General features: G+C 64.3%; 21 protein-coding genes. 7 read left to right on the plus strand and 14 right to left on the minus strand.

Annotation, left to right across the window (positions count from 1 at the left end; all coding sequences use genetic code 11):
* Positions 1-51: 51 nt before the first annotated feature.
* From odhB to F3K02_RS08110, 5 genes are all read right to left on the minus strand, one after another.
* On the minus strand, positions 52-1317 hold the full coding sequence (gene odhB, locus F3K02_RS08090) for a 2-oxoglutarate dehydrogenase complex dihydrolipoyllysine-residue succinyltransferase (RefSeq protein WP_177134939.1): 1266 nt from the start codon (positions 1315-1317) through the stop codon (positions 52-54).
* 82 nt (positions 1318-1399) lie between these two features.
* Positions 1400-4291: a 2-oxoglutarate dehydrogenase E1 component gene (locus F3K02_RS08095; RefSeq protein ID WP_177134941.1), complete on the minus strand. Its 2892-nt coding sequence runs from the start codon at positions 4289-4291 to the stop codon at positions 1400-1402.
* Between the two features lie 250 nt (positions 4292-4541).
* The gene (locus F3K02_RS08100; RefSeq protein WP_177134943.1) at positions 4542-4916 is read right to left on the minus strand and encodes an ArsR/SmtB family transcription factor; all 375 of its coding nucleotides are present in this window, start codon (positions 4914-4916) and stop codon (positions 4542-4544) included.
* Positions 4917-5088: 172 nt separating this feature from the next.
* A complete protein-coding gene (locus F3K02_RS08105; protein WP_343067035.1) occupies positions 5089-7293 on the minus strand; it encodes a propionate--CoA ligase in 2205 nt (734 codons plus the stop codon).
* On the minus strand, positions 7236-7841 hold the full coding sequence (locus tag F3K02_RS08110) for an isochorismatase family protein (RefSeq protein ID WP_177134947.1): 606 nt from the start codon (positions 7839-7841) through the stop codon (positions 7236-7238). Before F3K02_RS08110 ends, F3K02_RS08105 begins: the two co-directional genes overlap by 58 nt.
* 194 nt (positions 7842-8035) lie before the next feature.
* On the opposite strand from F3K02_RS08110, the gene F3K02_RS08115 reads away from it, so the two are divergent.
* Complete coding sequence (locus tag F3K02_RS08115; RefSeq protein ID WP_177134949.1) at positions 8036-8599, plus strand: C40 family peptidase; 564 nt, start codon at positions 8036-8038, stop codon at positions 8597-8599.
* A gap of 77 nt (positions 8600-8676) precedes the next feature.
* Here F3K02_RS08115 and F3K02_RS08120 read toward each other — a convergent pair whose 3' ends face one another.
* The 4 genes from F3K02_RS08120 to F3K02_RS08135 form a co-directional block, all read right to left on the minus strand.
* A complete protein-coding gene (locus F3K02_RS08120; protein ID WP_177134951.1) occupies positions 8677-9348 on the minus strand; it encodes a c-type cytochrome in 672 nt (223 codons plus the stop codon).
* Between the two features lie 240 nt (positions 9349-9588).
* Positions 9589-10269 carry a class I SAM-dependent methyltransferase gene (locus F3K02_RS08125; RefSeq protein WP_246309244.1) on the minus strand — a complete coding sequence of 227 codons (681 nt, stop codon included), beginning with the start codon at positions 10267-10269 and terminating at the stop codon, positions 9589-9591.
* Positions 10270-10418: 149 nt separating this feature from the next.
* Positions 10419-11702, minus strand: coding sequence for an OmpP1/FadL family transporter (locus tag F3K02_RS08130; RefSeq protein WP_218179372.1), 1284 nt, complete (start codon positions 11700-11702; stop codon positions 10419-10421).
* Positions 11703-11839: 137 nt separating this feature from the next.
* Complete coding sequence (locus F3K02_RS08135) at positions 11840-12007, minus strand: hypothetical protein (RefSeq protein WP_177134953.1); 168 nt, start codon at positions 12005-12007, stop codon at positions 11840-11842.
* Between the two features lie 71 nt (positions 12008-12078).
* Between F3K02_RS08135 and F3K02_RS08140 the strand changes: the two genes are divergently transcribed.
* The 3 genes from F3K02_RS08140 to F3K02_RS08150 all read left to right on the plus strand — a co-directional run bounded on the left by F3K02_RS08140 (position 12079) and on the right by F3K02_RS08150 (position 14372).
* Positions 12079-12786, plus strand: coding sequence for a Crp/Fnr family transcriptional regulator (locus F3K02_RS08140; protein WP_226466420.1), 708 nt, complete (start codon positions 12079-12081; stop codon positions 12784-12786).
* A 206-nt stretch (positions 12787-12992) separates the two neighbouring features.
* A complete protein-coding gene (locus F3K02_RS08145; RefSeq protein WP_177134955.1) occupies positions 12993-13787 on the plus strand; it encodes a Crp/Fnr family transcriptional regulator in 795 nt (264 codons plus the stop codon).
* Positions 13788-13925: 138 nt separating this feature from the next.
* Entirely contained in the window at positions 13926-14372 is a 447-nt protein-coding gene (locus tag F3K02_RS08150) for a PRC-barrel domain-containing protein (RefSeq protein WP_177134957.1), read from the plus strand.
* 92 nt (positions 14373-14464) lie between these two features.
* On the opposite strand, the gene F3K02_RS08155 is transcribed toward F3K02_RS08150, so the two are convergent.
* Both F3K02_RS08155 and F3K02_RS08160 read right to left on the minus strand, forming a co-directional pair.
* Complete coding sequence (locus tag F3K02_RS08155) at positions 14465-14935, minus strand: L,D-transpeptidase (protein WP_246309246.1); 471 nt, start codon at positions 14933-14935, stop codon at positions 14465-14467.
* Between the two features lie 399 nt (positions 14936-15334).
* Positions 15335-15565, minus strand: coding sequence for a hypothetical protein (locus F3K02_RS08160; protein ID WP_177134958.1), 231 nt, complete (start codon positions 15563-15565; stop codon positions 15335-15337).
* 224 nt (positions 15566-15789) lie between these two features.
* On the opposite strand from F3K02_RS08160, the gene F3K02_RS08165 reads away from it, so the two are divergent.
* Positions 15790-16020 (plus strand): hypothetical protein, encoded by a 231-nt coding sequence (locus F3K02_RS08165; RefSeq protein WP_177134961.1) that lies wholly within the window; start codon positions 15790-15792, stop codon positions 16018-16020.
* A gap of 143 nt (positions 16021-16163) precedes the next feature.
* Here F3K02_RS08165 and lpdA read toward each other — a convergent pair whose 3' ends face one another.
* Genes lpdA through aceE form a run of 3 tightly spaced genes read right to left on the minus strand, consistent with a single transcriptional unit; the run spans position 16164 to position 22394 of the window.
* On the minus strand, positions 16164-18002 hold the full coding sequence (lpdA, locus tag F3K02_RS08170) for a dihydrolipoyl dehydrogenase (protein ID WP_177134963.1): 1839 nt from the start codon (positions 18000-18002) through the stop codon (positions 16164-16166).
* Between the two features lie 9 nt (positions 18003-18011).
* Positions 18012-19673 (minus strand): dihydrolipoyllysine-residue acetyltransferase, encoded by a 1662-nt coding sequence (gene aceF / locus F3K02_RS08175; RefSeq protein ID WP_177134965.1) that lies wholly within the window; start codon positions 19671-19673, stop codon positions 18012-18014.
* Positions 19674-19691: 18 nt separating this feature from the next.
* Positions 19692-22394: a pyruvate dehydrogenase (acetyl-transferring), homodimeric type gene (gene aceE, locus F3K02_RS08180; RefSeq protein ID WP_177134967.1), complete on the minus strand. Its 2703-nt coding sequence runs from the start codon at positions 22392-22394 to the stop codon at positions 19692-19694.
* Positions 22395-22599: 205 nt separating this feature from the next.
* Here aceE and F3K02_RS08185 point away from each other — a divergent pair, with 205 nt between their 5' ends.
* Both F3K02_RS08185 and F3K02_RS08190 read left to right on the plus strand, forming a co-directional pair.
* A complete protein-coding gene (locus tag F3K02_RS08185) occupies positions 22600-25158 on the plus strand; it encodes a PAS domain-containing sensor histidine kinase (protein ID WP_177134969.1) in 2559 nt (852 codons plus the stop codon).
* A complete protein-coding gene (locus tag F3K02_RS08190) occupies positions 25155-25781 on the plus strand; it encodes a response regulator transcription factor (protein ID WP_177134971.1) in 627 nt (208 codons plus the stop codon). The genes F3K02_RS08185 and F3K02_RS08190 overlap by 4 nt, the downstream gene beginning before the upstream one ends.
* Positions 25782-25860 lie beyond the last annotated feature (79 nt).

A 25860-nucleotide genomic window follows, 5' to 3' on the forward strand; every position in this document is an offset into this window, starting at 1 on the left:
CCCCTTGAGGGGGGATTCGGCTACACAAAGTGAGCAAGAAACGGGGGTGGGTCAGATGTCGAACAGCAGGCGGGCCGGATCTTCCAGCGCTTCCTTCATCGCCACCAGGCCCAGCACGGCTTCGCGGCCGTCGATGATGCGGTGGTCGTAGGACATGGCGAAGTAGTTCATCGGGCGCACCACGACCTGGCCGTTTTCAACCATGGCGCGGTCCTTGGTGGCGTGCACGCCGAGGATGGCCGACTGCGGCGGGTTGATGATGGGGGTGGACATCATCGAACCGAAGGTGCCGCCGTTGGAGATGGAGAAGGTGCCACCGGTCATGTCGTCCATGCCCAGCTTGCCGTCTTTGGCCTTCTGACCGAACTCGGCGATCTTCTTCTCGATCTCGGCAAAGCTCATCTGGTCGGCGTTGCGCAGGATGGGCACCACCAGGCCGCGCGGCGAACCGACGGCGATACCGATGTCGAAGTAGCCGTGGTAGACGATGTCGTTGCCGTCCACCGAGGCGTTGAGCACGGGGAACTTCTTGAGCGCGTGCACAGCGGCCTTGACGAAGAAGCTCATGAAACCGAGCTTGACGCCGTGTTCCTTCTCGAACCGCTCCTGCATGCGCTTGCGCATGTCCATGACCGGAGCCATGTTGATTTCGTTGAACGTGGTCAGGATGGCGTTGGTCGACTGCGACTGCAACAGACGCTCGGCCACGCGAGCACGCAGGCGCGTCATGGGCACGCGCTCTTCGGGGCGGTCGCCCAGATCAGGGGCCACGGTCGCCACCTGCGGCAGCACCTTGGTCGGCGCACCGGTCGGGATGGCAACGGGGGCGGCCACGGCGGGCTTGGGTGCTGCGGCGGCGGACAGGACATCGCCCTTGGTCACACGGCCGTCTTTGCCGGTGCCGGCCACAGAGCCTGGCGCCATGCCACCGTCGGCCATCAGCTTGGCGGCGGCGGGCATGGCCACACCGGCCATGGACTGGGACGCGGCAGCAGCAGCAGCAGCCGGCGCCACGGGTGCCGGGGCAGCGGCGACGGGTGCAGCGGCGGCGGCTGGCGCAACCGCACCGGCCACAGCGGCGGTGTCGATGCGGGCGATCAGCTGCTCGGCAGCCACGGTCGCACCATCGCCCTGCAGGATTTCCACCAGCACGCCGGAGGACGGTGCCGGGCATTCCAGCACCACCTTGTCGGTCTCGATCTCGATGAGTGTCTCGTCGGCGGTGACGGCATCACCGACCTTCTTTTTCCATTGCAGCAGGGTGGCCTCGGCCACCGATTCGGAGAGCTGCGGAACTTTGACTTCTACGATTGCCATGTGTCTTCTACCTTGATTTTTTGCGATTCGCGCCGGCCTTCGTCGCGCCCCTCAGGGAGCAGCAGGCCAGCGCGGGTCCGGATTATTTGGTGAGGATGAAGCCCTTGAGCTTGCTGAAAGCGGCTTCGATCAGGGTCTTCTGCTGCTCCTGGTGCAGGTGCGCGTATCCCACCGCAGGCGACGCCGAAGCGGCCCGACCGGCGTAACCCAGCTTCTGGCCATCGAGCATGTTCTCGTGGATGTAGTGCTGCACAAAGAACCAGGCACCCTGGTTCTGTGGCTCGTCCTGGCACCACACGATGTCGGTGGCGTTCGGGTACTTCTTGATCTCGGCACCGAACACCTTGTGCGGGAACGGGTAGAGCTGTTCTACACGCAGGATGGCCACGTCGTCGTCGCCACGCTCCTCGCGCTTTTTGACCAGATCGTAATAAACCTTGCCCGAGCAGCAGATGAGGCGCTTGACCTTGTCGGCGTTCTTGACCACGTCGACGTTGCTCTCGGGAATCACGGTCTGGAAGCTGCCCTTGGTGAACTCGGACAGCGGCGACGTGGCGTCCTTGTTGCGCAGCAGCGACTTGGGCGTGAAGATCACCAGCGGCTTGCGCAGGTTGCGGATCACCTGGCGGCGCAGGATGTGGAAGATCTGGCTCGCCGTGGTGGGCTGCACGATCTGCATGTTGGTGTCGGCCGCCAGCTGCATGAAACGCTCCAGACGCGCCGAGCTGTGCTCGGGACCCTGGCCTTCGTAGCCGTGCGGCAGCATCAGCGTGATGCCGTTGACACGGCCCCACTTCACCTCACCGGAAGCAATGAACTGGTCGATCACCACCTGCGCGCCGTTGGCGAAATCGCCGAACTGCGCTTCCCAGATCACCAGGGTGTTCGGGTCGTTGGAGGCGTAACCGTATTCAAAACCCAGCACCGCCTCTTCGGACAGGATGGAGTCGATGACGACGAACGGCGCCTGGTTGTCGGCCACGTTCTGCAGCGGCGTATAGGTACCGGTGTCCCACTTTTCGCGGTTCTGGTCGTGGATCACGGCGTGGCGGTGCGTGAACGTGCCACGCCCACAGTCTTCGCCCGACAGGCGCACCGGGAAACCGCTGGCCACCAGGGAGGCAAACGCCATGTGTTCGCCCATGCCCCAGTCCACCGGGATGTCGCCACGGCCCATGGCCGCGCGGTCGGCGTAGACCTTCTTCACCAGCTGGTGCGGGCTCACGCTCTCCGGGATGGTGGTCAGGCGACCGGCCAGACGCTTCCACTCGGCCATCGGGATCGCCGTGTCGCCCGCGTCGGTCCACTTCTTGCCCAGGAAGGGCGACCAGTCGACCGCGTACTTGCTCTTGAAGTTGGTCAGCACCGGGTCCACCGTGTGGCGACCGGCGTCGAGTGCGGCGCGGTAGGCCTTGGCCATGTCATCGCCCAGCGTTTCACCCTGGCCCTGAGCGGCCAGCTTGTCGGCGTAGAGCTTGCGGGTGCCGGGATGGGCGCTGATCTTCTTGTACATCAGCGGCTGGGTCAGGCTCGGGGTGTCCTGCTCGTTGTGGCCCAGCTTGCGGAAGCAGATGATGTCGAGCACCACGTCCTTGCGGAAGGTCATGCGGTATTCCAGCGCCAGCTGGGTGGCCAGCACCACGGCTTCCGGGTCGTCACCATTGACGTGCAGCACCGGCGCCTCGACACCCTTGACGATGTCGGTGCAATACAGCGTGGAGCGCAGGTCGCGCGGGTCGGAGGTGGTGAAACCGATCTGGTTGTTAATGATCAGGTGCACCGTGCCGCCCGTGGTGTAGCCACGAGTCGCCGCCAGCGCCAGGGTTTCCTGGTTCACGCCCTGGCCGGCAAACGCGGCATCGCCGTGCACCAGCACCGGCAGCACCTGTTTGCCCAGCGGATCGCCGCGGCGGTCCATGCGGGCGCGCACCGAACCCTCGACCACCGGGTTCACGATCTCCAGGTGCGAAGGGTTGAAAGCCAGCGAGAGGTGCACCGGACCGCCGGGGGTGGTGACGTCCGAGCTGAAGCCCTGGTGGTATTTCACGTCACCGGCGGGCAGGTCTTCGGGTGCGGTGTGGTCGAATTCGGCGAACAGGTCCTTGGGCATCTTGCCCAGGATGTTGACCAGCACGTTCAGGCGACCGCGGTGGGCCATGCCGATCACGATTTCCTGCACGCCCTGCGCACCGGCCTGCTGGATCACTTCGTCCATGGCGGCGATGAAGCTTTCGCCACCTTCGAGCGAGAAGCGCTTCTGGCCCACGTACTTGGTGTGCAGAAAACGCTCCAGGCCTTCGGCTGCGGTCAGGCGGTCGAGAATGGCTTTTTTCTTTTCGGCATTGAACGCGGGCTTGCTGCGGATGGCTTCCAGCTTTTCCTGCCACCAGCGCTTTTGCGTCTGGTCGCTGATGTACATGTACTCGGCACCCACGCTGGCGCAATAGGTTTCGCGCAGGGCGTTGAGCAGGTCACGCAGCGACATGACTTCTTTGCCGAAGAAGGTGTTGCTGGTGTTGAAGACGGTCTCGAAATCGGCGTCGGAAAAACCGTAGAACGCGGGATCGAGTTCGGGAATGTTGTCGCGCTCGGTGCGCTTAAGCGGGTCGAGGTCGGCCCAGCGGGAGCCGACGTTGCGGTAAGCCGCGATCAGCTGCTGGACAGCGACGCGTTTGCGGCCCAGATCGGAGTCGGCACCAGCGGCCACAACGACCTTGGTACCGCCTTGTTTGGCGCGCTCGGCAAAAGCGTTGATGACGGGCTGGTGGGGGACGTCGCGGGCATCGGAGCCGTCGCCGGCAGGCACATGCTGAAGGGCGTCAAAGTAGCCGCGCCAGTTGTCCGGCACACTGCCGGGATTTTCCAGGTACTTCTCGTACATCTCTTCCACGTACGGTGCGTTGCCGCCGAAGAGATAGGAATTGTTCTGGTAGGCAACATAGACGTTGCCCCCGTTCGATGGGGAATTGCTCATAGATTCGCTGACCTCCGCTTCCCTCTGGGAAACATTAGCTGGTTAAAGAAACCTCCCGCGACACGGCTTAACCGATTGGCGGATGCGACAGTGACTGTGGAAGGACCTGACTGCAGCCAGCGATTGTGCCACCTGAGCGCAGGATCAGGGAAAAAGAATACAGTGGAGGATGCCCCGGGGGCCGGAATCACCCCGGAGTTGTTGCAGCAGCGCGAAGCGACAGCGCCGTGTCAGGCGACACGATCCAGGATCAGGAAACCACGCGTGGCGAGAGGCGCTCGGACGCTGGCACCGCGCTGGGCTCGTCCATTTCGATGGCAATCTGCGTGCAGACCGTGCGGCACAGCGTGACCGCCTTTTCGCTTTGCACCCGGTAGATGACCTGGGTGCCGTCTTTGCGTTTGGCCAGCACACCCGCCCGGTACAACAAGTTCAGATGCTGGGACAGATTGGGCTGGGTGGTGTCGATTTCCTGCAGCAACTGGGAAACCGATTTCTCTCTGTCGCACAGGGCGCTGAGGATGCGCAAGCGCATGGGCGTTGCCAGCACGCCAAACAACTCGGCGGCCATTTCGAACACGCGCACCTTCTCGACATTGGCATCGGACTCGATCATTTGTTCCATGGCAGACCACACTTTTGTCAATATAAGCATGGATCATACTTACAAAAACCGCCGTTGACCATGCGTTTTTGTCGGGATTGACGCGGGTTTGGCGACCCCAAAAAGAAACCCGGAGCGTCAGGCAACGCCACCGGGTTTCAACAGGATCCTGGCGCCAGGCCAGATACAGAGATCAGGCCTGCAGATCCTTGATCTGCTGCAGTGCGGCGGGGTCGTCCATGGTGGTCAGATCGCCGGGATCGCGGCCCTCACAGACCGCCTGGATGGCACGGCGCAGCAACTTGCCCGAGCGCGTCTTGGGCAACACGTTGACAAAGCGCACCCGTGCCGGGCGCGCCACGGCACCCAGCTGCTCGTCCACCAGCTTCATCACTTCGCCCTCCAGCTTCAGGCGCGCGGCATCGTCGGTGAGCACCGAGGCGTCCTTCACCACGGCAAACGCCATGGCCACTTGGCCTTTGAGCTGATCGGCCACGCCCACCACCGCCACCTCGGCGATCTTCGGGTGGCTGGAAATGCTCTCTTCAATCTCGCGCGTGCCCAGGCGGTGGCCGGCGACGTTGATCACGTCGTCGGTACGGCCGAGGATGAAGTAGTAGCCGTCGTCGTCACGGATGCCCCAGTCAAAGGTGCTGTAGACCATGCGGCCGGGCACGCTGGTCCAGTAGGTCTTGACGAACCGGGCGTCGTCGCCCCAGATGGTTTGCATGCAACCCGGGGGCAACGGACCTTCGACCGCGACCACACCCTTCTGGTTGCCGCCCTGCAGCTCGGCACCGGTCTGGTCGTCCAGCAGCTTGACGTTGTAACCATAGACCGCCTTGCCCGGTGAGCCGAATTTGCTGTTGGCCTTCTCCACGCCGTTGCAGATCGCCAGGATCGGCCAGCCGGTTTCGGTCTGCCAGTAGTTGTCGACGATGGGTTTGCCCAATTCGTCGGAGATCCACTTGGCGGTCGGTTCGTCCAGCGGCTCACCTGCGAGAAACAGCGCCTTCAGGCTGGAGAGGTCGTATTTCTTGATGAAGGACGAATCGTATTTCTTGAGCACGCGCACCGCGGTGGGGGCGCTGAACATGACACTGACCTTGTACTTCTCGACCAGACTCCACCAGATGCCGGCATCCGGCCGGATCGGCAGACCCTCGTACATGATGGTCGCCATGCCGCCGATCAGCGGGCCGTAGATGATGTAGCTGTGGCCCACGACCCAGCCGATGTCGCTGGTGGAGAAATAGGTTTCGCCCGGCTCGCCCATGTAGATGTGCTTCATGGACGCCGCCAGCGCCACGGTGTAGCCACCGGTGTCGCGCTGCACGCCCTTGGGTTTGCCGGTGGTGCCGCTGGTGTAGAGCGTGTAGCTGGGGTGCGTGGCGTCGACCCATTCGCAGGGCACCACGGTGTCCATGTGGCGCGCACGTTCGGCCGAGTAGTCCACGTCCCGGCCTTCCACCGGGTTGAATGCCGCCAGCCCGCGGTTGACCATCACCACCTTCTGCGGTTTGTGGGCTGAAAGCTTGATGGCTTCGTCCAGCAGCGGCTTGTATTCCACCACCTTGCCGCCGCGCGACCCGGCGTCGGCACTCACGATGGCCACGGGCGACGCGTCTTCGATGCGGCTGGCCAGCGAGTGGCTGGCGAAACCGCCGAACACCACCGAGTGGATGGCACCGATGCGCACGCAGGCCAGCATGGCGAACGCCGCCTCCGGGATCATGGGCATGTAGATCAGGACGCGGTCGCCCTTCTTCACGCCCTGGGCCCGCAGGATGGCGGCCATGCGCTGCACTTCGGCGTGCAGTTCGCGGAAGCTGTAGATTTTTTCGACGCTGGTCTCGGTCGAAACGAAGATCAGGGCGTTCTGGTCCGCGCGGTCTTTCAGGTGGCGATCGACCGCGTTGTGGCACAGGTTGGTCAGCCCACCCTCAAACCAGCGGGCAAACGGCGGGTTGTCGTAGTTGCAGACGCGGTCGAAGGGCTTGTGCCAGTCCACCAGCTTCGCCTGCTCGGCCCAGAAGACGTCACGGTCTTCGATCGAACGGCGGTGGAAATCGGCGTAGCCCTGAGCGTTGCTCATGTGAGTCTCCTGCGTGGTGGTCGGTTGAAATGCGACAACGACCGCGCCGGGCCCATGGGATTTACAGCGTGGTCGCGAAAAACTGAATTCATAATTATGGCGTTCAGACTTGCGACAGTCTGACAAATTCACCCCTCCACGCGCATCCGGTAACCCTGTCGGCCTGCCACTGGTCAGACCACCGCCACCGAGGCGGAAAGCGACGAGCACCTTGCGCCAGCAGCGTTGGGGAGCCCTACTTCGCCCTACTTGATCAGCGCGTGGACTTCCCGGAACGCCGGGTGGTCGGCCGTGCGCAGCCACTCGAAAGCCACCATTTCCGTTGTGATGAGTTCAGCGCCAGCACCCGCCAGGCGGTCAAAGGCCGCATCGCGGTTGCGCTCGGTGCGCGAGCCGCAGGCGTCGGTCACGACCCAGACGTCGATCTCCTGCTCGATCAGCTCGAGCACAGTCTGCAGCAGGCATACATGGGCCTCGCAACCGGCGATCACCACCGTGTTGCGCTCGGGCGTCTGACTCGGGGCGGCCTTTTGCAGGTGTTTGGGCAGGCTGCGGGCGTTGCCAGAGGCCGGGCGCGCCGCTGGACGCAAGCAGTCCAGCAAACCAGCATCAACGGCGCTGAAGCTCATCTTGCCCAGGGTCTTCTGGCACAAGGCCCGCAACGCGGCGTCGTTACCGCCAAGCTTTTCCGGGTTCTGTTCGGTGCCGAAAACCGGTACCCGAAACACTTGGGCCATGCGGGCCAGGCGAACCGCATTGGCCAGCACCAGTGGCGCCTCGTGAATCGCGGGCAACAAGCGGGTTTGGTAGTCGACCAGAACCAGCTGGGAATCGGCGGCATCAAGCAGCATCGGACAGTCTCTTCGTTGGGTTGGGACACACCGGCCAGATGGCGGTGCAGCAGGTTGTGCCCAGCATTGTGACAAAGGCGCATGCCGCGCGGCCAGCCCGGACAGGCCCAATCGCGCAATGTTCAAACAAATCAATGCATTGCCTGACTTTCCTCGCTTGACTTCTCGAAGCTTCACCCTTAACCTGAAAAGATATGAAGCGTTGGATCCCTGTTCTGCTGCTGGCTGGCATGCCGTTGGTGCATGCTGCGCCAAGCGAAGTTGTCTACGAAGACATGGACGTGCTGCTACAGGAAAAAGGTGTCATCTCGCGCCTGAGCGAGCAGATTCAGCAGGTTCGCGACAACGTGGGTGCGTCGGCCTCGAACCTCGTGATCAATGCCATGGGGTTTCTGGGCGTCCCCTACAGCTACGGCGGCAACAACGCCGAAACCGGGGTCGACTGCAGCGGTCTGGTGCGCACGGTCTTTGAAAAGTCGGTCGGCAAGATCCTGCCACGCCGGGCTGTGGACCAGGCCGCGGTGACCGAGACCATAGACCGCAGCGAACTCAAACCCGGCGACCTGGTTTTCTTCAACACCATGAAGCGGGCGTTCAGCCACGTGGGCATCTATGTCGGTGACGGGAAGTTCATCCATGCCCCACGTTCAGGCTCCTCCGTCCGGGTGGAAGACATGCGCGTCGCGTACTGGAACACCCGGTTCAACGGTGCCCGACGCGTTCCGCTGCAACCATCGACCCACACAGCCGTGCGCTGAACCCACAGCGGCCTCATAAAAAAACCGGGGCAAGCCCGGTTTTTTCATGTCTGGTCGGCCAGGCGTTCAACCACCCCTCACTTCAAGTTGCCCAGGTAGGCGGCCACGGCCTTGGTTTCCAGCGGACTCAGGCGCGCAGAGATCACGGTCATGACCGCGTTGTCGTTGCTGCGGGCGCGCTGATGGAAATGGAGCAGCTGGGTTTCGATGTAGCCAGGATGTTGACCGGCCAGGCGCGGCATGTTGGCGCTGCCACGGCCCTGGGTGTCGTGGCAGGACAAGCAGGCGGGCAACCCCGCATACACATTGCCCCGCTCGTAAACAAACTGACCCACCGCCATGAGCTGCGCGTCATCGGACGGGGTGTTGGCCGCCTTCTGGCTCGCGTAATGCGCGGCGAGCGAACGGATCATTCGATCGTCCATCATGGCCACCTTTTCTTTCATCAAGGGGCTCTTTCGGTCCCCCGAGGCGAAGTCCTTCAATTGCTTGACCAGGTAGGTTTCGTTCTGTCCCGCCAGGCGCGGGAAGTTGGGCGCCACGCTCTGTCCGGTGGCACCGTGACAGGCGCCGCAGTGTTCTGCAGCGAAGCGGGCGCCGGCGGCGATGTCGGCGTCGAAAGTCTGCGCACCCGCCGACCACGCCTGCGACCCCAGCAGCCCGATTGCCAGCAGCGCGCGGAGCCGGCGCAACCGGCCAACCCGCTGGCGCTTGCGGCCTGAGGCGGCCGTCTTGAGCTTGTTGCCCATCCATGTCTCCTGTCGGTGAAAGTCAGGGGCATTCTGGTCACACGACCCGGGTCACCGATTGATACAAGTCAACAATGATCAACTTATATTGACGCCGGAAAAATGGCCTTTCACGAGGGCTTGCCCGTGCTTTGCCCGGCGCACCGGGACGGCGGCGGCGGAGGCGAGCAAGGCGGATCGCTCGCGCATCGCGTTCGCTTGAAGGCCCCCGGAGGCCGGTCCGGCCACCGCCCGGCTGCGCTATGCGTGGTGTGGGGAGGCCTGATGGCCCGGCCAGGTTCCGGAGGCGATGTAGATACCACCCATCCAGGTGGAACGAACGTCCAGCCCCGGTACGTGAGCCGCAAGGTCGCTCCAGGGTTGAACCAGGCCATCCAGCGTGCTGACGGAACGCAGCGCCGCTCCCCAGACAAAGAGGTTGACCGGCCAGGCCCAGGGGTCGGCCCATTGCAGCCCGGTGGCCACCACGCGCGCACCGGGCTTGAGGTGCTTCAGCACATTGGCAATCGCCTCGGGGCGGCGCAGCACGTCGTGCGTGAAGTGAAACAGCACGGCATCGGCCTGCCCTGCCCAGCGCGCCGACTCGACCGGTGCGTTGATCAGCGAAACCTCGCATGGCCCGACGGACGCGAGGCGCTCGCGCGCCTTGACCAGCATCTCCGGGCATTGTTCGATCCCCACGATCCGGCCGCTTGGACCCACGGCTTCGGCGAGCAGGGGAAAACTCAGGCCGGTGCCACAACCCACATCCAGCACGGTCGCGCCGGGACTCAGCCGCAGACTGGCCACGGCCTCGCGGCGAAGCGGTTCGAACATGGCGAGTTCGTGGTCGTACACGCCGGCTCGCAACCGGTACTGCTCCAGCGCAAAACCGCGATCAGGCATGTGCGCGTCCCTGCGACTGACGGAAGGTCTTTTCATGGTCTTTCTGGCCTGCGGCAATGCCTCTCAAGCCAGCATAGTGCGCAGATCCTCGCACCGCAAGCGGCAACAGCCCGTGTTTGTTACCGAGTGTCCCCGTGCGCGCAAAGGCCTGCACACCATCGCACGAACCGTGCCCCTGAATGAAATCAGAAGCTGTAGTTGTAACTGATGCGCAGGGTGTTCTGCCGGTGCGACACCGTGCCGGCCATGCCGGGACCGAACATGTTCGGGTTGGTGCGGGTCACCTTGGGCGCTATGGCGATGGAGCCGGCCACCGCATGGCCACCACCCATGTTCCAGCCCAGACCCAGTGTGTAGTGGGTTTTGATGGTGGCCGGAAACAGCGGATTCAGCGTGTCGTCTGGCACGGGGTTGTCGGCGTAGTTGATGCCGGCGCGCAAGGCCAGGCCCGGGGCCAGCATGTACTGGCCGCCGATCATGAAGACGGTCTGGTTTTTCCAGTTCTGCGGCATCGAACCCACCATCCAGCCCCCGCCCATGTTCATGCCCAGGCGGAAGTCCTTCATGCTGTCCTTCCATCCCAGGTGCTTGACGTCGGCGGCCAGCATGAATGCTGGCGTCGCCTGCCAGGCCACGCCCACGCCATAGGTCTCGGGCCACTGGAAGTCCACCACCTTGAACTGGGTGGGAATCTGCATACCCCCCGGCAGCATGGTGAAAGTGCCACTGCCTTGCAGGTCGCCGATGTCGGTCTTGCTGTGGTAGGTGGCACCGAAGGCCAGGGCGTTCGAAACCTTGTAGTGGGCGCCGAGTTTGAAGGCCCAGCCGTTGCCCTTGGCTTCGCCGCTGAAGTCGTTGTTGTCGCTGAAGCTGGCATGACCCGAGCCATCAGGCATCAGCATCTGCACGTCCATGCTGGCCCAGACAAAGTCGAGCTGGCCAGCGACGGTGAAGTTGTCATTGACGTTGTAGGCCAGCGGGAACATCAGCCGGCCGAAACCCACCTCGGAGCGCATGGGCAAGCCCGTGCCGTTCGACAGGAAGGAGTTGCTGCCGTATTCGGTCCCCATGCCGCCCTGGGCCAGCATGCCTGCACCATAGGTGAACTTGCCGGACTTGCGAATGTATGAAAGCGAAGGCATCCAGTACTTGTCGCCGTCCGATTTCGCATTCATCGGGCCGGCCATCGGGTGGTTCATGCTGGTGTTCACATCCGGCATCAGCAACGTCAAACCCAGCCCCACGTTGTTGCCTTCCTGACGCAGACCCAGTGTGGCCGGGTTGTTCATGATGGCCGAGTTGCCGTTGTCATGGGCGAATGAGGCGCCGCCCATGCCCCCGGCTTTGGCGCCGTAGGCTTCCATGTTCATGCCGTTGGTGGCGGCGGCGGGCAAGGCCACCAGCCCCATCACGGTCGCCGCGATGGCTGTGAGCATGGGGCGTTGGTCGAAACGTTTGGTGGTTGGCATGCGTATGGACTCCTGAAGCCAAAAGGTTGATGAAGATCAAAAGAATACCGGCGCGGGTATGGTTTGACGAGCCGGGAAGGTGCGGGTTGACGGCGATCCAAATACAAGATACGGATACCCGTACCAGCATTAAAGAATCACCCCGACCACCGTTCCTGGACTGTTCCCTGTGTGCTCAAGCGCCCTCGGGCGAGTTCCCGCGTGCGCCCGAGGGCGAAGTTGTGCGGCATGTTGGTGCGCATCCGGTTGTCGGCGCTGTTGAAGACGACCTCGGCCACGGCCTCGCGGCCCTGCGCCACAATCACGCATGACCTCCAATGCCGCCACCTCCTCCGAACGAGCGCCCGCCGCCGCGGTCCCGTGCGCTCAGTGCCCCTTGCGGTCACTGCCCCTGTTCCAGGCGCACGAAGCCGCCGAACTGGAGCTCGTGCAATCGCTCAAGCGCCGGGACATGCACCTGCCGGTGGGCAGCACACTGATCCAGGAGGGTCAGGTCGACGCACCGCTCTACACGCTGCAAAAGGGCTGGGCGTTTCGCTTCAAGACACTGAGCGACGGGCGCCGGCAGATCCTGAATTTCCTGCTCGCGGGCGACTTCATCGGCGTGCAGCAGAAGATGGGCGATGCCGCGGCCCATGGCGTCGAGACGCTGACCGATGCCTTGTTCTGCGTGTTCCAGCGCGACTCGCTGTGGGAAATCCACCGCCGCTCGCCCAGCATGGGCTTCAACGTGACCTGGCTCACCGCGCACGAAGAGTCGCTGGTGGACGATACCTTGCTGTCGGTGGGGAGGCGCAGCGCCGAAGAGCGCATTGCCACGTTGCTGATCCTGCTCTTCAAGCGCGCCGCCGCACTGCAGGCCGATGCCGGCGCGAGCGGTGTACCGTTCCCCCTGACGCAGCAACACGTGGCCGATGCCCTCGGGCTGTCGCTGGTGCACACCAACAAGACGCTGCGCAAGCTGGAGCGCCGGGGCCTGCACCACATTGGCGACGGTCGGCTGTTCATGCGCGACGTGAAGGCGCTCGCGCGCCTGGCCGACCTGTACGGCGACGGCCGCCCGCCCGTGCGCCCTCTGGTGTGATCGAGGCCCTTCGATGCAGGCGGGGCCCGCTGACACCCCGTAACACATTGGTCAACTTACATGTCTTTGTACACAGCAAACGGATGACCTGCGACCTACATTGAGTTCAACCCTGCTTCCCGCCTTCCAGGCCGGCAGGGGCATCGACAGACCCCTGGCCTTCAACGGCCGGGACGCCGATGGAACGATATGCCCAAGGAGGCCGCATGACAGCCACCACTTCACGGTTCAACACGAACCAACTGCTTGCCACACTCTCCTGCGCCGAATGGCAGCACCTGGAGCCCGACCTGGAATGGGTCGATCTGCCGTCCGGTAGCACGCTGCATTCGAGCGGCAATGCGCTGCGCCATGTGCACTTCCCGACCACCGCCACGGTGTCCCTCGTGTCCTCGATGGCCGACGGCGCCTCCGCCGAAGTGGCCGTGGTGGGCAGCGAGGGCATGGTCGGCATCTGCGCCTTCATGGGCAATGCCAACGCCCTGAGCGACGCCGTGGTGCAGCGGCCCGGCCACGCCTGGCGCATGAGCACGACGGCCGTGCAGCACCACACCCGCCGATCACCCGACTTCATGCAGAAGTTGCTGGGCTACACCCAGGCCTTGTTCACGCACATGGCGCAGTGTTCGGCCTGCAACCGCCACCACGCGCTGGACCAGCAGCTGTGCCGCTGGCTGCTGCAGCACCTGGACCGCCAGGAAGGTAACGACATGCAGATCACGCAGGAGCGGATTGCCTACCTGCTGGGCGTGCGGCGCGAGGGCGTCACCGGCGGTGCACTCAAGCTGCAGAGAGCCGGCCTGATCGACTACCACCGGGGCCACATTTCCATCCTCGACCGCCGCGGGCTGGAAGCGCGCAGCTGCGAGTGCTACGGCGTGGTGCGACAGGCCTACGACCGCTTGTCGTGTGCCCACAGCGCGCCGCGCCGTTCACCCGTGATCCATGCCCCTGGGCTGAACAGCCAGCTGGTGTACCGCCAGTCCTTGCAAGCAGCCTGAACCTTGCGTGGCCGCTTGCGCAGAGCCGGACGGCGCTGCCAGCAGCCCGCTCACCCCCCTGCAGGCGACAAAAGACCACGCTGTCGCGCGCAGACCCGCCCCTCCTCCAGCAACCCCTGTTTCTTGAAAGCCCATCACATGAACTACGAAGAACGCGACAGCTTTGGCATGTACAACGCCATCAGCGCACTGGACGACACCGTTCCGCAGCGCAACCGCGGCCCTGGCCCCTACCTGATGGGTGCCGACACCTTGCTGGGCAACGACGTGGTCAATGCCAAAGACGAAGACCTGGGTGACATCAAGGAAATCATGCTCGACATGCGCACCGGGCAGGTGAGCTATGCGGTGCTGTCGTTCGGCGGCTTCCTGGGTCTGGGCGAAAAACTGTTCGCTGTGCCATGGACGGCGCTGAAACTGGACACGGTCAACAAGCGATTCGTGCTCGACGCGAGCAGGGACCGGCTGGAGAGTGCGCCCGGTTTCGACGAAAACGACTGGCCCGATATGGCCGACACGGCCTGGGAAAAGGGTGTGCACGACTTCTACGGCACGCAGCCGTACGTGGCCCCGCGCGGCAATTGATTCCCTGATTCACACCGGGGCCGCCTCGCGCCCGTTGTGATTCGGCACCCGCCCGTGCCAGCCGCTGCGCTGCGCGGGCTTTTTCATGCGTGTCAGGGCAACGAACCGAACACCTGTTCCAGGGTCAGCTGATCGGGCAGCACGTAGATGGCGGCCGCCTGGGCGGAGAACACGGGCAGAAGGTGGGCGTCAAAAAATTCGGCCGGAACGTTGATGCAGCCGTAGGAAATGCGGTTGTCTTCAATCGTTTCGGACGCCAGGCGCTGCAGGCGCCGCTCAGCGGGCTGGTGCGCGCGCACGCGGTGCATGGACACGGCCGCGTCGTAGTCGACCCAGACCACGTCTTCACCTGTGAGGTTGCGCCCCAGCTTGCCGTTGAAGCGGCCAGCCGGCGTGGTGCGTTCTTCCGGCCGCACGTCGGCAATGGCTTTCTGGCCGATGCCTGGCACCGAGAGATCACCCAAGGCCGAACCGATCAGCACGGCTGTGTCGGCCTGCAGGCGTGCCTTGGCATCAAATACGTAGAGGCGCGCCGCTTGCTTGTCGACGACGACAAAAGGCATGGCCCCATGGTCTTGCGAGGCGGCACTCCAGTGGGCGATCCGTTTCACAGGGTCCGACGTTGGTGTCGCGCCCAGGTCGGCTTGGCGCGTGGCCAAGGTCGGGAAGACCGGTGCATCTGACACAGATCGGATCCGGTTCACCTGCGGCGGCGAACCGCTCGGCATGAGCAGCGCCAAAACGCTCAGACCAGCGACCACACCCACCCGCAACTCGGCGCTCACGCGCGTGGCGAACCCCACTGCGGCCGGAAACCATGGGGCATGGCCCATGCGGAGCGGACCTGCGCGACAGGAGGGTAGTCGCATGGTGAGTGCAGCGTGGCGAGTGGCAAAGCAAGCCGGCGCAACACCTCCTCGCGCTTGCGCGGCGGGGAGGTGTCAGGTTCAGCTGTTGGCCACTCAGTTGCGGTCCGCGCGGGCCAGGGGCTGGTCCATCGCAGGAGCATCCTGGTTCATGGCGGGTGTGGTCGTGTCGCCGCTGGCGGGCGCTGTCGTCGAAGGCTGGGCTTGAACCGTGGTGTCGGGCGCTGGCGTGACGGTGCCTGACGTGGACTGGGCATAGACAAAGCCGGCTGAGCCGACCACCGCAAGTGCCGTCAGCGAAGCTGTGAGGAATTTGGACGTGAGCATGGAAGTTTCCTTTCGGCTGCAAGCAGCACATTTCGAATTCAGCCGGAAATGCCGACCGACCTTCAGCGTAGGTGGGGGGTTGACAGAGGGTCTGTGCGCCGCCGAACCAACGCAGCGCCCGCAGGTGTAAGACATTGCGTCTGGCGCGGGGTGCTTGTGTGCGTTGGCGAACCGACTGGTCCCCGTGCCTGGGCCAAGATGGCACTTTACACAAAGGGACCGCAATGGCTCAAAGCGCGCACATCGTGGGCAAGGTGGAATACCGGGGTGGCGACGGCCCCGCCGTGGAAATACGCGAGGGCCCAGTGGAGGTTTCGATCTCGACGGCCGACGCCACCTTGAGCTGGGTCGAGGAAGATGTCCACGGCTCTGCCGCCATGCCCATTGGCGACTTCCGGCGCTTCGTGAAGGAAGGAAAGATCAAGCTCGATGGTCCGGTGCAGGCTGAGGCCTGAACCGGCACGCACGCGCTGTCACGCGCCGGGGTGGCCCGAACGGCTGGGGCAGATACCGCTGCACCATGGCGTTCAAACAGGGAGGGCCCGAACCGTTGCCGGTTCGGGCCCTCCCTGTTTGAGAAGAGAAGCGCAGCAGCTGCTTACTTCTTGCTCGGCGGCAGGTCGGTGCAAGACCCGTGCGCCACTTCCGCCGCCATGCCGATGCTCTCGCCCAGCGTGGGGTGCGGGTGGATGGTCTTGCCGATGTCCACCGCGTCGGCGCCCATCTCGATCGCCAGCGCGATCTCACCGATCATGTCGCCCGCGTGCGTGCCCACCATGCCGCCGCCCAGGATCTTGCCGTGGCCGTGGGCCTCGGGCGAATCGTCGAACAGCAGCTTGGTGACGCCTTCGTCGCGACCGTTGGCAATGGCGCGGCCCGATGCCGTCCATGGGAACAGGCCCTTCTTGACCTTGATGCCCTGCGCCTTGGCCTGGTCTTCGGTGAGACCCACCCAGGCCACTTCGGGGTCGGTGTAGGCCACGCTGGGGATCACGCGGGCGTTGAAGGCGGCCGCGGCCAGTTCCTTGTTGCCCTGCAGTTCCCCGGCGATGACCTCGGCCGCCACGTGCGCTTCGTGCACCGCCTTGTGCGCCAGCATGGGCTGGCCCACGATGTCGCCGATGGCGAAGATGTGCGGCACGTTGGTGCGCATCTGGATGTCGACGTTGATGAAGCCGCGGTCGGTCACCGCCACGCCGGCCTTGTCGGCGGCGATCTTCTTGCCGTTGGGCGTGCGCCCCACGGCCTGCAGCACCAGGTCGTAGACCTGCGGCGCGGGCGCGGTGCCGCCCTCTTCCGCTGCGGCGAACGTCACTTCGATGCCTTCGGGTGTGGCCTTGGCCCCCACCGTCTTGGTCTTGAGCATGATGTTGTCGAAGCGCTTGGCGTTCATCTTCTGCCAGATCTTCACCAGGTCGCGGTCGGCGCCCTGCATCAGGCCATCGAGCATTTCCACCACATCCAGGCGCGCACCCAGCGTGCTGTAGACCGTGCCCATTTCCAGGCCGATGATGCCGCCGCCCAGGATCAGCATGCGCTTGGGCACGTCCTTCAAGGCCAGTGCGCCGGTGCTGTCCACCACGCGCGGGTCGTCGGGCATGAAAGGCAGGCGCACCGCCTGCGAGCCGGCGGCGATGATGCATTTCTTGAAGGCCACGACCCTCTTGCTGCCGGTCTTTTCCTGGCCGGTGCCGGTGGTCTCTTCCACCTCAACGTGGTTGGGGCCCACGAAAGCGCCGTAGCCGCGCACGGTGGTGACCTTGCGCATCTTGGCCATCGCGGCCAGCCCACCGGTGAGCTTGCCGATGACCTTTTCCTTGTGACCGCGCAGTTTCTCGATGTTGACCACCGGACGGCCGAACTCCACGCCCAGGTCCGCCATGTGACTGACCTCGTCCATCACGGCCGCCACGTGCAGCAGCGCCTTGGACGGGATGCAGCCCACGTTCAGGCACACACCGCCGAGCTGGGCGTAACGCTCGACCAGCACGACCTTGAGACCGAGGTCGGCCGCGCGGAAGGCGGCCGAGTAGCCGCCGGGGCCGGCGCCGAGCACGAGCACATCGTACTCGATGTCGGCGCTGCCGCCGAAGCTGGCCGCGGCAGGAGCCACCACCGGAGCGGCGGGCTGGGCAGCAGCGGGTGCTGGCGCAGCAGCGACAGGTGCTGCGGCTGGCGCGGCGGGCGCGCTGGCAGCGCCCTCACCGTCCAGCACCAGCACCACAGAGCCTTGTTTGACCTTGTCGCCGAGCGCGACCTTGAGCTCTTTCACCAAGCCGGCGTGCGACGAGGGAATCTCCATCGAGGCCTTGTCGGACTCCACGGTGATGAGCGACTGCTCGGCCTTGACGGTGTCGCCGGGCTTGACCAGCAACTCGATCACGGCCACTTCGTCGAAGTCGCCAATGTCGGGAACTTGAATATCGATCAGTGCCATCGCCATTCCTTAAAGAAGAACGCGACGGAAGTCGCCGAGGATCTGGCCGAGGTAGGCGTTGAAGCGGGCCGCAGCGGCACCGTCGATCACGCGGTGGTCCCAGGTCAGCGACAGCGGCAGCATCAGGCGCGGCTGGAAGGCCTTGCCGTCCCACACCGGTTCCATGTTGCTCTTGCAGACGCCGAGGATGGCGACTTCGGGCGCGTTGATGATGGGCGTGAAATAACGGCCACCGATGCCACCGAGCGACGAGATGGTGAAGGTGGCACCGCTCATCTCGGCGGGGCTCAGCTTGCCGTCGCGCGCCTTCTTGGCGAGTTCGCCCATTTCCTGGCTGATCTGCAGCACGCCCTTTTTGTCGGCGTCCTTGATCACCGGGACCATCAGGCCGTTGGGCGTGTCCGCCGCAAAGCCGATGTGCCAGTACTGCTTGTAGACCAGCGAGTCGCCGTCGATCGAGCTGTTGAACTCGGGGAATTTCTTCAGCGCGGCCACCGAGGCCTTGATCAGGAAGGCGAGCATCGTCACCTTGACGCCACTCTTTTCGTTTTCCTTGTTGGTGGAGACGCGGAAGGCTTCGAGGTCGGTGATGTCGGCGTCATCGTGGTTGGTGACGGCCGGGATCATGATCGCGTTGCGCAGCAGGTTGGCGCCGCTGATCTTCTTGATGCGGCCCATCTCCTTGCGCTCGATGGGACCGAACTTGGCGAAGTCCACCTTGGGCCAGGGGATCAGACCCAGTTCGGAGCCGCCACCACCGGTGGATACCGGGGCCTTGGCTTTCTGAGCGGCGGTTTGCACCGCGCCAGCCATGACCGACTTGGTGAAACCCTGCACGTCGTCCAGCGTGATGCGGCCCTTGGGGCCCTTGCCCTGCACTTCTTCCAGCGGCACGCCGAGTTCGCGGGCGAACTTGCGCACCGAGGGCGATGCATGTGGCAGGCCCAGCGCCGGCGTGCCGGTGGGGTTGTGGGCGGGTGCGGCGGCAGCCGATGCGGTGGCTGCCGCGGGAGCGGCCACGGCGGCGGCTGGAGCCGCCACGGGTGCGGCGGCAGCGGGTGCCGGCGCCGCAGAGCCTGCGGCGCCTTCGAGGATCGCCAGCAAGTCGCCGATGTTGACCGTGTCACCGACCTTGACCTTGAGCTCCTTCAGCACGCCGGCGTGCGAAGAAGGGATTTCCATCGAAGCCTTGTCCGACTCGACCGTGATCAGGCTCTGCTCGACCTTGATGGTGTCGCCGGGCTTGACGAACACCTCGATGACGGCGACGTCCTTGAAGTCGCCGATATCGGGCACCAGGACCTGCACCGGTCCGGATGCCGCGGGTGCCGCCACAGGCGCAGCGGCGGCCGCTGGTGCAGCGGCAGGCGCCGCGACCGGTGCGGGCGCAGCGGCAGCCGGAGCGGCCGCAGGCGCTGGCGCGGGGGCCTCACCAGCGGCTTCCACCACCAGCACCACCGAGCCCTCTTTCACCTTGTCGCCCAGGGCGACGCGCAGTTCTTTCACCACACCCGCCGTGCTGGACGGGATTTCCATCGAGGCCTTGTCGGACTCGACCGTGATCAGCGACTGTTCGGACTTGACCGTGTCGCCCACCTTGACCAGCAGTTCAATGACCGCCACTTCGTCGAAGTCGCCGATGTCCGGGACCTTCACTTCTACCAGTGCCATGTTGTTGTCTCCGGAAATTTATGCGTACAAGGGGTTGATCTTGTCGACCTTGATGCCGTATTTGGCAATGGCCTCGGCCACCTTGGCCATCGGCAGCTTGCCCTCATCGGCCAGCGAGCGCAGGGCCGCGACCACGATGTAGTGGCGGTTGATCTCGAAGTGCTCACGCAGCTTGCTGCGGAAGTCGCTGCGGCCAAAGCCGTCGGTGCCCAGCACCTTGTACGAACGGCCCTTGGGCATGAACGGGCGGATCTGCTCGGCGTAGTTCTTCATGTAGTCGGTGGACGCGACCACCGGGCCGGCGTGCTTCTCCAGCTGCTGCGCCACAAAGGGAGCACGCTGCGGCTCGGTGGGGTGCAGCATGTTCCAGCGCTCGGCGTCCTGGCCGTCGCGGGTCAGCTCGTTGAAGCTCGGGCAGCTCCACACATCGGCCTGCACACCCCAGTCGGCGGCCAGCAGGTCCTGGGCGGCGATGCTCTCGCGCAGGATGGTGCCGGAGCCCAGCAGCTGCACGCGCTGCTCACCCTGGGCGCCCGGCTTGCACAGGTACATGCCCTTGATGATCTGCTCTTCGGTGCCGGGCGTGAGACCCGGCATGGCGTAGTTTTCGTTCAGCAGGGTCAGGTAGAAATACACGTTGTCCTGCTTCTCCACCATGCGCTTCAGGCCATGGTGCAGGATCACGCCGACTTCGTGTGCGAAGGTCGGGTCGTAGCTGATGCAGTTCGGGATCGTGCCGGCCAGGATGTGGCTGTGGCCGTCTTCGTGCTGCAGGCCTTCGCCGTTCAGCGTGGTGCGCCCGGAGGTGCCGCCCAGCAGGAAGCCGCGTGCCTGCATGTCGCCGGCCGCCCAGGCCAGGTCACCGATGCGCTGGAAGCCGAACATCGAGTAGTACACGTAGAACGGCACCATGATGCGGTTGCTTGTGCTGTAGCTGGTGGCCGCGGCGATCCAGCTGCTCATGCCGCCGGCCTCGTTGATGCCTTCCTGCAGGATCTGGCCGGCCTTGTCTTCCTTGTAGTACATGACCTGGTCTTTGTCGACCGGGGTGTACTGCTGGCCAGCCGGGTTGTAGATGCCGATCTGGCGGAACAGACCCTCCATGCCGAACGTGCGGGCCTCGTCCACCAGGATGGGCACCACGCGCGGGCCCAGGGCCTGGTCGCGCAGCAGCTGCGTCAGGAAGCGCACGTAGGCCTGCGTGGTGCTGATCTCACGGCCTTCCGCGGTGGGTTCCATCACGGCCTTGAAGGTCTCGATGGAAGGCACGGTGAAGCTCTCGTCGGCCTTCACGCGGCGCTTGGGCAGGTAGCCGCCCAGGGCCTGACGGCGCTCGTGCAGGTACTTCATCTCCGGCGTGTCATCGGCCGGTTTGTAGAACGGGATCTTGGGCAACTCGCTGTCAGGGATCGGCAGGTTGAAGCGGTCGCGGAAGATCTTGATGTCTTCGTCGGTCAGCTTCTTGGTCTGGTGCACCGTGTTCTTGCCCTCGCCAGCTTTGCCCATGCCAAAGCCCTTGACGGTCTTGATCAGCAGCACGGTGGGCTGGCCCTTGTGGTTGACGGCCTTGTGGTACGCGGCGTAGACCTTCTGCGGGTCGTGGCCACCACGGCGCAGGTTCCAGATGTCGTCGTCGCTCATGTGCGAGACGAGTTCCAGCGCCTTGGGATCGCGGCCGAAGAAGTGCTTGCGCACGTAGGCGCCGTCGTTGGCCTTGAAGGCCTGGTAGTCACCGTCCAGCGTGTCCATCATGATCTTGCGCAGGGCGCCGTCCTTGTCACGCGCCAGCAGCGGGTCCCAATTGGAGCCCCAGAGCAGCTTGATCACGTTCCAGCCGGAACCGCGGAACTCGCCTTCGAGTTCCTGCACGATCTTGCCGTTGCCGCGCACCGGACCGTCCAGGCGCTGCAGGTTGCAGTTCACCACGAAGATCAGGTTGTCGAGGTTTTCGCGCGCGGCCAGGCTGATGGCGCCCAGCGACTCGACCTCGTCCATTTCACCGTCGCCGCAGAACACCCAGACCTTGCGGTTCTCGGTGTTGGCGATGCCACGGGCGTGCAGGTATTTCAGGAAGCGCGCCTGGTAGATCGCCATCAGCGGGCCCAGGCCCATGGACACGGTGGGGAACTGCCAGAACTCGGGCATCAGCTTGGGGTGCGGGTAGCTGGAGAGACCCTTGCCGTCCACCTCCTGGCGGAAGTGCAGCAGCTGTTCTTCGGTCAGGCGGCCTTCGAGGTAGGCGCGCGCATAGACGCCGGGCGACACGTGGCCCTGGATGTAGAGACAGTCGCCGCCGTGGTTTTCGCTCTCGGCGTGCCAGAAGTGGTTGAAACCGGCGCCAAACATGTGGGCCAGCGAGGCGAACGAGCCGATGTGACCGCCCAGGTCACCGCCGTCTTCGGGGTTGTGGCGATTGGCCTTGACGACCATCGCCATCGCGTTCCAGCGCATGTAGGCGCGCAGGCGCTCTTCGATCTCGATGTTGCCCGGGCAACGGGCTTCTTCGGTGCTCTCGATCGTGTTGACGTAACCGGTGTTGGCAGAGAACGGCAGGTCGATGCTGTTCTGGCGCGCTTCTTCCAGCAATTGCTCCAGCAGGAAGTGGGCACGTTCGGGACCCTCCCGTTGAATCACGGCGGCCAGCGCCTCCATCCATTCGCGGGTTTCCTGGGAATCGATGTCCCCCACACCACGGTCATTGAGAGCGTCGGACGCTGACATGTCTGTCTCCTGTTGGTTTGAAATCAAGCTTAAAGCGGGCCTTCCGCTCTGTGGCGAATTTTTGCACATCGGCTGGATAATTTCAATATGTGCTTTTCTTTTCTACATTGTGAAATTTATGAAACCAGGATTTTGTTGTCTCTCGCGGCATTTCTTCAGAGCGTTGAGAGCGGTGGCGTGTCAGCTCACGTAGACTCAAACACCCATGCCGCCAGCCCCCCATACCCCTACCCCGAACCCGGACAAACGATCCCCATTGGGCTTGATGCGCCAGTGGTGGCTTCGCTTGCCACCATCCCGCCAGGACCGCTTTGCCACCCTGGCACCTTTGCTGGCCGTGCTGCTGTTTCTGTCGGCCATCGTGGTGGCCATCACCTACCTGCGCTATGAAGAACTGGAGCGTGAGCAGGAAGCCGTCACCCGCGACGTGGAATACGCGCAGCAGCGCCTGCGCCTGCGCCTGCTGGAGCGCCAGGAACAGCTGATGCGCCTGGCGCGCGAGGTCGACAACAAGGAAATCAGCAGCGAAGAGTTTGAATTCCAGGCCGAAAACCTGATCAGCCAGTTCCCGGAGCTGTTGGCCGTCAGCTGGGTGGACGGTCGTCGCCATGTCCTGACCACCTACGCATCGCCCAGCGCGCCGCCCGCGCTGGTCCGGCTGCCCGGGAGCACGCTCGCCCCCAACGAATCGGATGGATCGTTTGACCTGGCGCGCGACCTGCGACAGCCCATCTACTCGCGGCCCCTGGGTGAAGATCCGCGCCAGGCCACGCTGATGCTGCAGGTGCCGTTGACCGAACAGGGCCGTTTCGCCGGCACGGTGATGGGCGAATACTCGGTCGATGGCCTGCTGCGCTTCGGCATTCCGCCCGAGATCATGGCGCGCTACGCCGTGGCCCTGATCGACGACCGCCAGCGCGTGCTCGCCGGCAGCCTGCAGTCGCCCAACACCGTGCTGCGCCTGCTGCCCTGGTCGTCTCAGCCGCTGGAACACGAAGTGCCGGTGTCACCGGTCGGCAACGGGCTGATCCTGAAGGCGCAGGGTTACCGCACCTCGCAGGACATCGTCGGCAGCGGCTTCTTCTGGGTCATCGGTGCGCTCAGCGCGCTCACGGTCTGGATGCTGCTCGGCACTTGGCGCCACACGCGCCGGCGTGTGCAGGCGCAGCAGGCGCTGGTGGCCGAGACCAACTTCCGCCGTGCGATGGAAAACTCCATGCTGACCGGCATGCGGGCGCTGGATCTGCAAGGCCGCATCACCTATGTGAACCCGGCCTTCTGCTCCATGACGGGCTGGACCGAGGGTGAGCTGGTGGGCCGCACCGCGCCCTTCCCCTACTGGCCCGACGAAGACCACGACCAGCTCGCCGCCCGCCTGGAAGACGAGCTCAGCGGCCGCTCCACGCCGGGCGGTTTCGAGGTGCGTGTGCAACGGCGCGACGGCAGCATCTTCGACGCCCGCATGTACGTTTCGCCGCTGATCGACCCCAAGGGTCACCAGACCGGCTGGATGACGTCCATGACCGACATCACCGAGCCCAAGCGCATCCGCGAAGAACTCTCGGCCTCTTACGAACGCTTCACGACCGTGCTGGAAAGCCTGGACTCCGCGGTCTCTGTCGCGCCGCTGGGGAGCGACGAAATGCTGTTCGCCAACAAGATGTACCGCCTGTGGTTCGGCACCCGCGGCCAGGGCCACCGGCACCTGGTCGACCTGGCCGGCACCCAGCCATCGCCGAGCCCGGACGACGGCGATGCGGTCGACGCTTTCGCTGGCATGCCCACCGAAACGCTGACCGATGCGGGTTCGGAAAACGCCGAGGTGTTTGCCGAAGAACTCGACCGCTGGCTGGAGGTGCGAACACGTTATCTCACCTGGGTGGACGGGCGTCTGGCGCAGATGGTCATTGCCAGCGACATCACCCCGCGCCGCAATGCCGAGGCCCAGGCCGCCAAACAAAACGAGCGTGCTCAGACCGCCAGCCGCCTGATCACCATGGGTGAAATGGCGTCGAGCGTGGCGCACGAGCTCAACCAGCCACTCACCGCCATCAGCAACTACTGCAACGGCATGATCTCGCGCCTGAACGAGCAGCGCATCAGCAACGAAGAGCTGCTCAGTGCGCTGGAGAAAACCTCGCGTCAGGCACAGCGGGCTGGCCAGATCATCCAGCGCATCCGGGCCTTCGTGAAACGCAGCGAACCCAACCCCATGCCGTCCGACGTGGCGCAGATGGTGAGCAACGCGATCGAGCTGGCCGACATCGAACTGCGCCGTCAGCAGGTGCGCCTCTCGCCCTATGTGGCCGCGCGCCTGCCCAGCCTGATGGTCGACCCGATCCTGATCGAGCAGGTGCTGATCAACCTGCTCAAGAACGCCGGCGAGGCGATTGCCCAGGCGGGACGCCCACCGGGCGAACGCTACGTGGAACTGCGCGTGGGCCCGCGCCGCCTGGAAGACGAAGAAGTGGTGGAGTTTTCGGTGCGCGACTCGGGCAACGGCGTGCCCGACGAAATGATCGAGCGCATCTACGAAGCCTTCTACAGCACCAAGAGCGAAGGCATGGGCATCGGCCTGAAACTGTGCCGCAGCATCGTCGAGTCGCACCACGGCAGGATGCAGGTACAGAACATCTACAATGGCGAAGAGGTGGTGGGCTGCTGCTTCAGCTTCTGGATCCCGGTGCACTCCAGGCTCCTGGCGGAAAACACGGCACCCTCTGCACCTTCCGCGTCGTTGACGGATACAGAAAGAGCGAGATGAGTTTGATCCCCAAAAAAGGCAACGTTTACGTGGTCGATGACGACGAAGCCGTGCGCGACTCCCTGCAGTGGCTGCTCGAAGGCAAGGACTACCGGGTCCGCTGCTTCGAATCGGCCGAGGCCTTTCTCAGCCGCTACGATGCCCGCGAAGTCGCCTGCCTGATCGCCGACATCCGCATGGGTGGCATGACCGGCATGGAACTGCAGGAAAAGCTGATCGAACGCCAGTCGCCGCTGCCCATCGTCTTCATCACCGGCCACGGCGACGTGCCCATGGCCGTGGAATCGATGAAAAAGGGCGCGCTGGACTTCATCCAGAAACCCTTCAAGGAAGACCAGCTGGTTGCCTTGGTCGAGCGCATGCTGGAAACGGCCAAGGACGCCTTCGCCACGCACCAGCAGGCCGCCAGCCGCGACGCCCTGCTCTCCAAGCTGACCGGTCGCGAAGCCCAGGTGCTGGAGCGCATCGTCGCCGGGCGACTGAACAAGCAGATCGCCGACGATCTGGGCATCAGCATCAAGACGGTAGAAGCCCACCGCGCCAACATCATGGAAAAGCTTGGTGCCAACACCGTGGCCGACCTGCTGAAAATTGCCCTGGGTCAGACACCGGCCAAAGCCTGACAGACACCCCAACATAGCCATCGACGCCCGCCCTCACCGGCGGGCGTTTCCGTTTCAAAACCACTCCATCCCAAACGCC

Origin of the sequence: Hydrogenophaga aromaticivorans, from assembly GCF_013387465.1 — a bacterium.
Taxonomy (GTDB): Bacteria; Pseudomonadota; Gammaproteobacteria; order Burkholderiales; family Burkholderiaceae_C; genus Hydrogenophaga; species Hydrogenophaga aromaticivorans.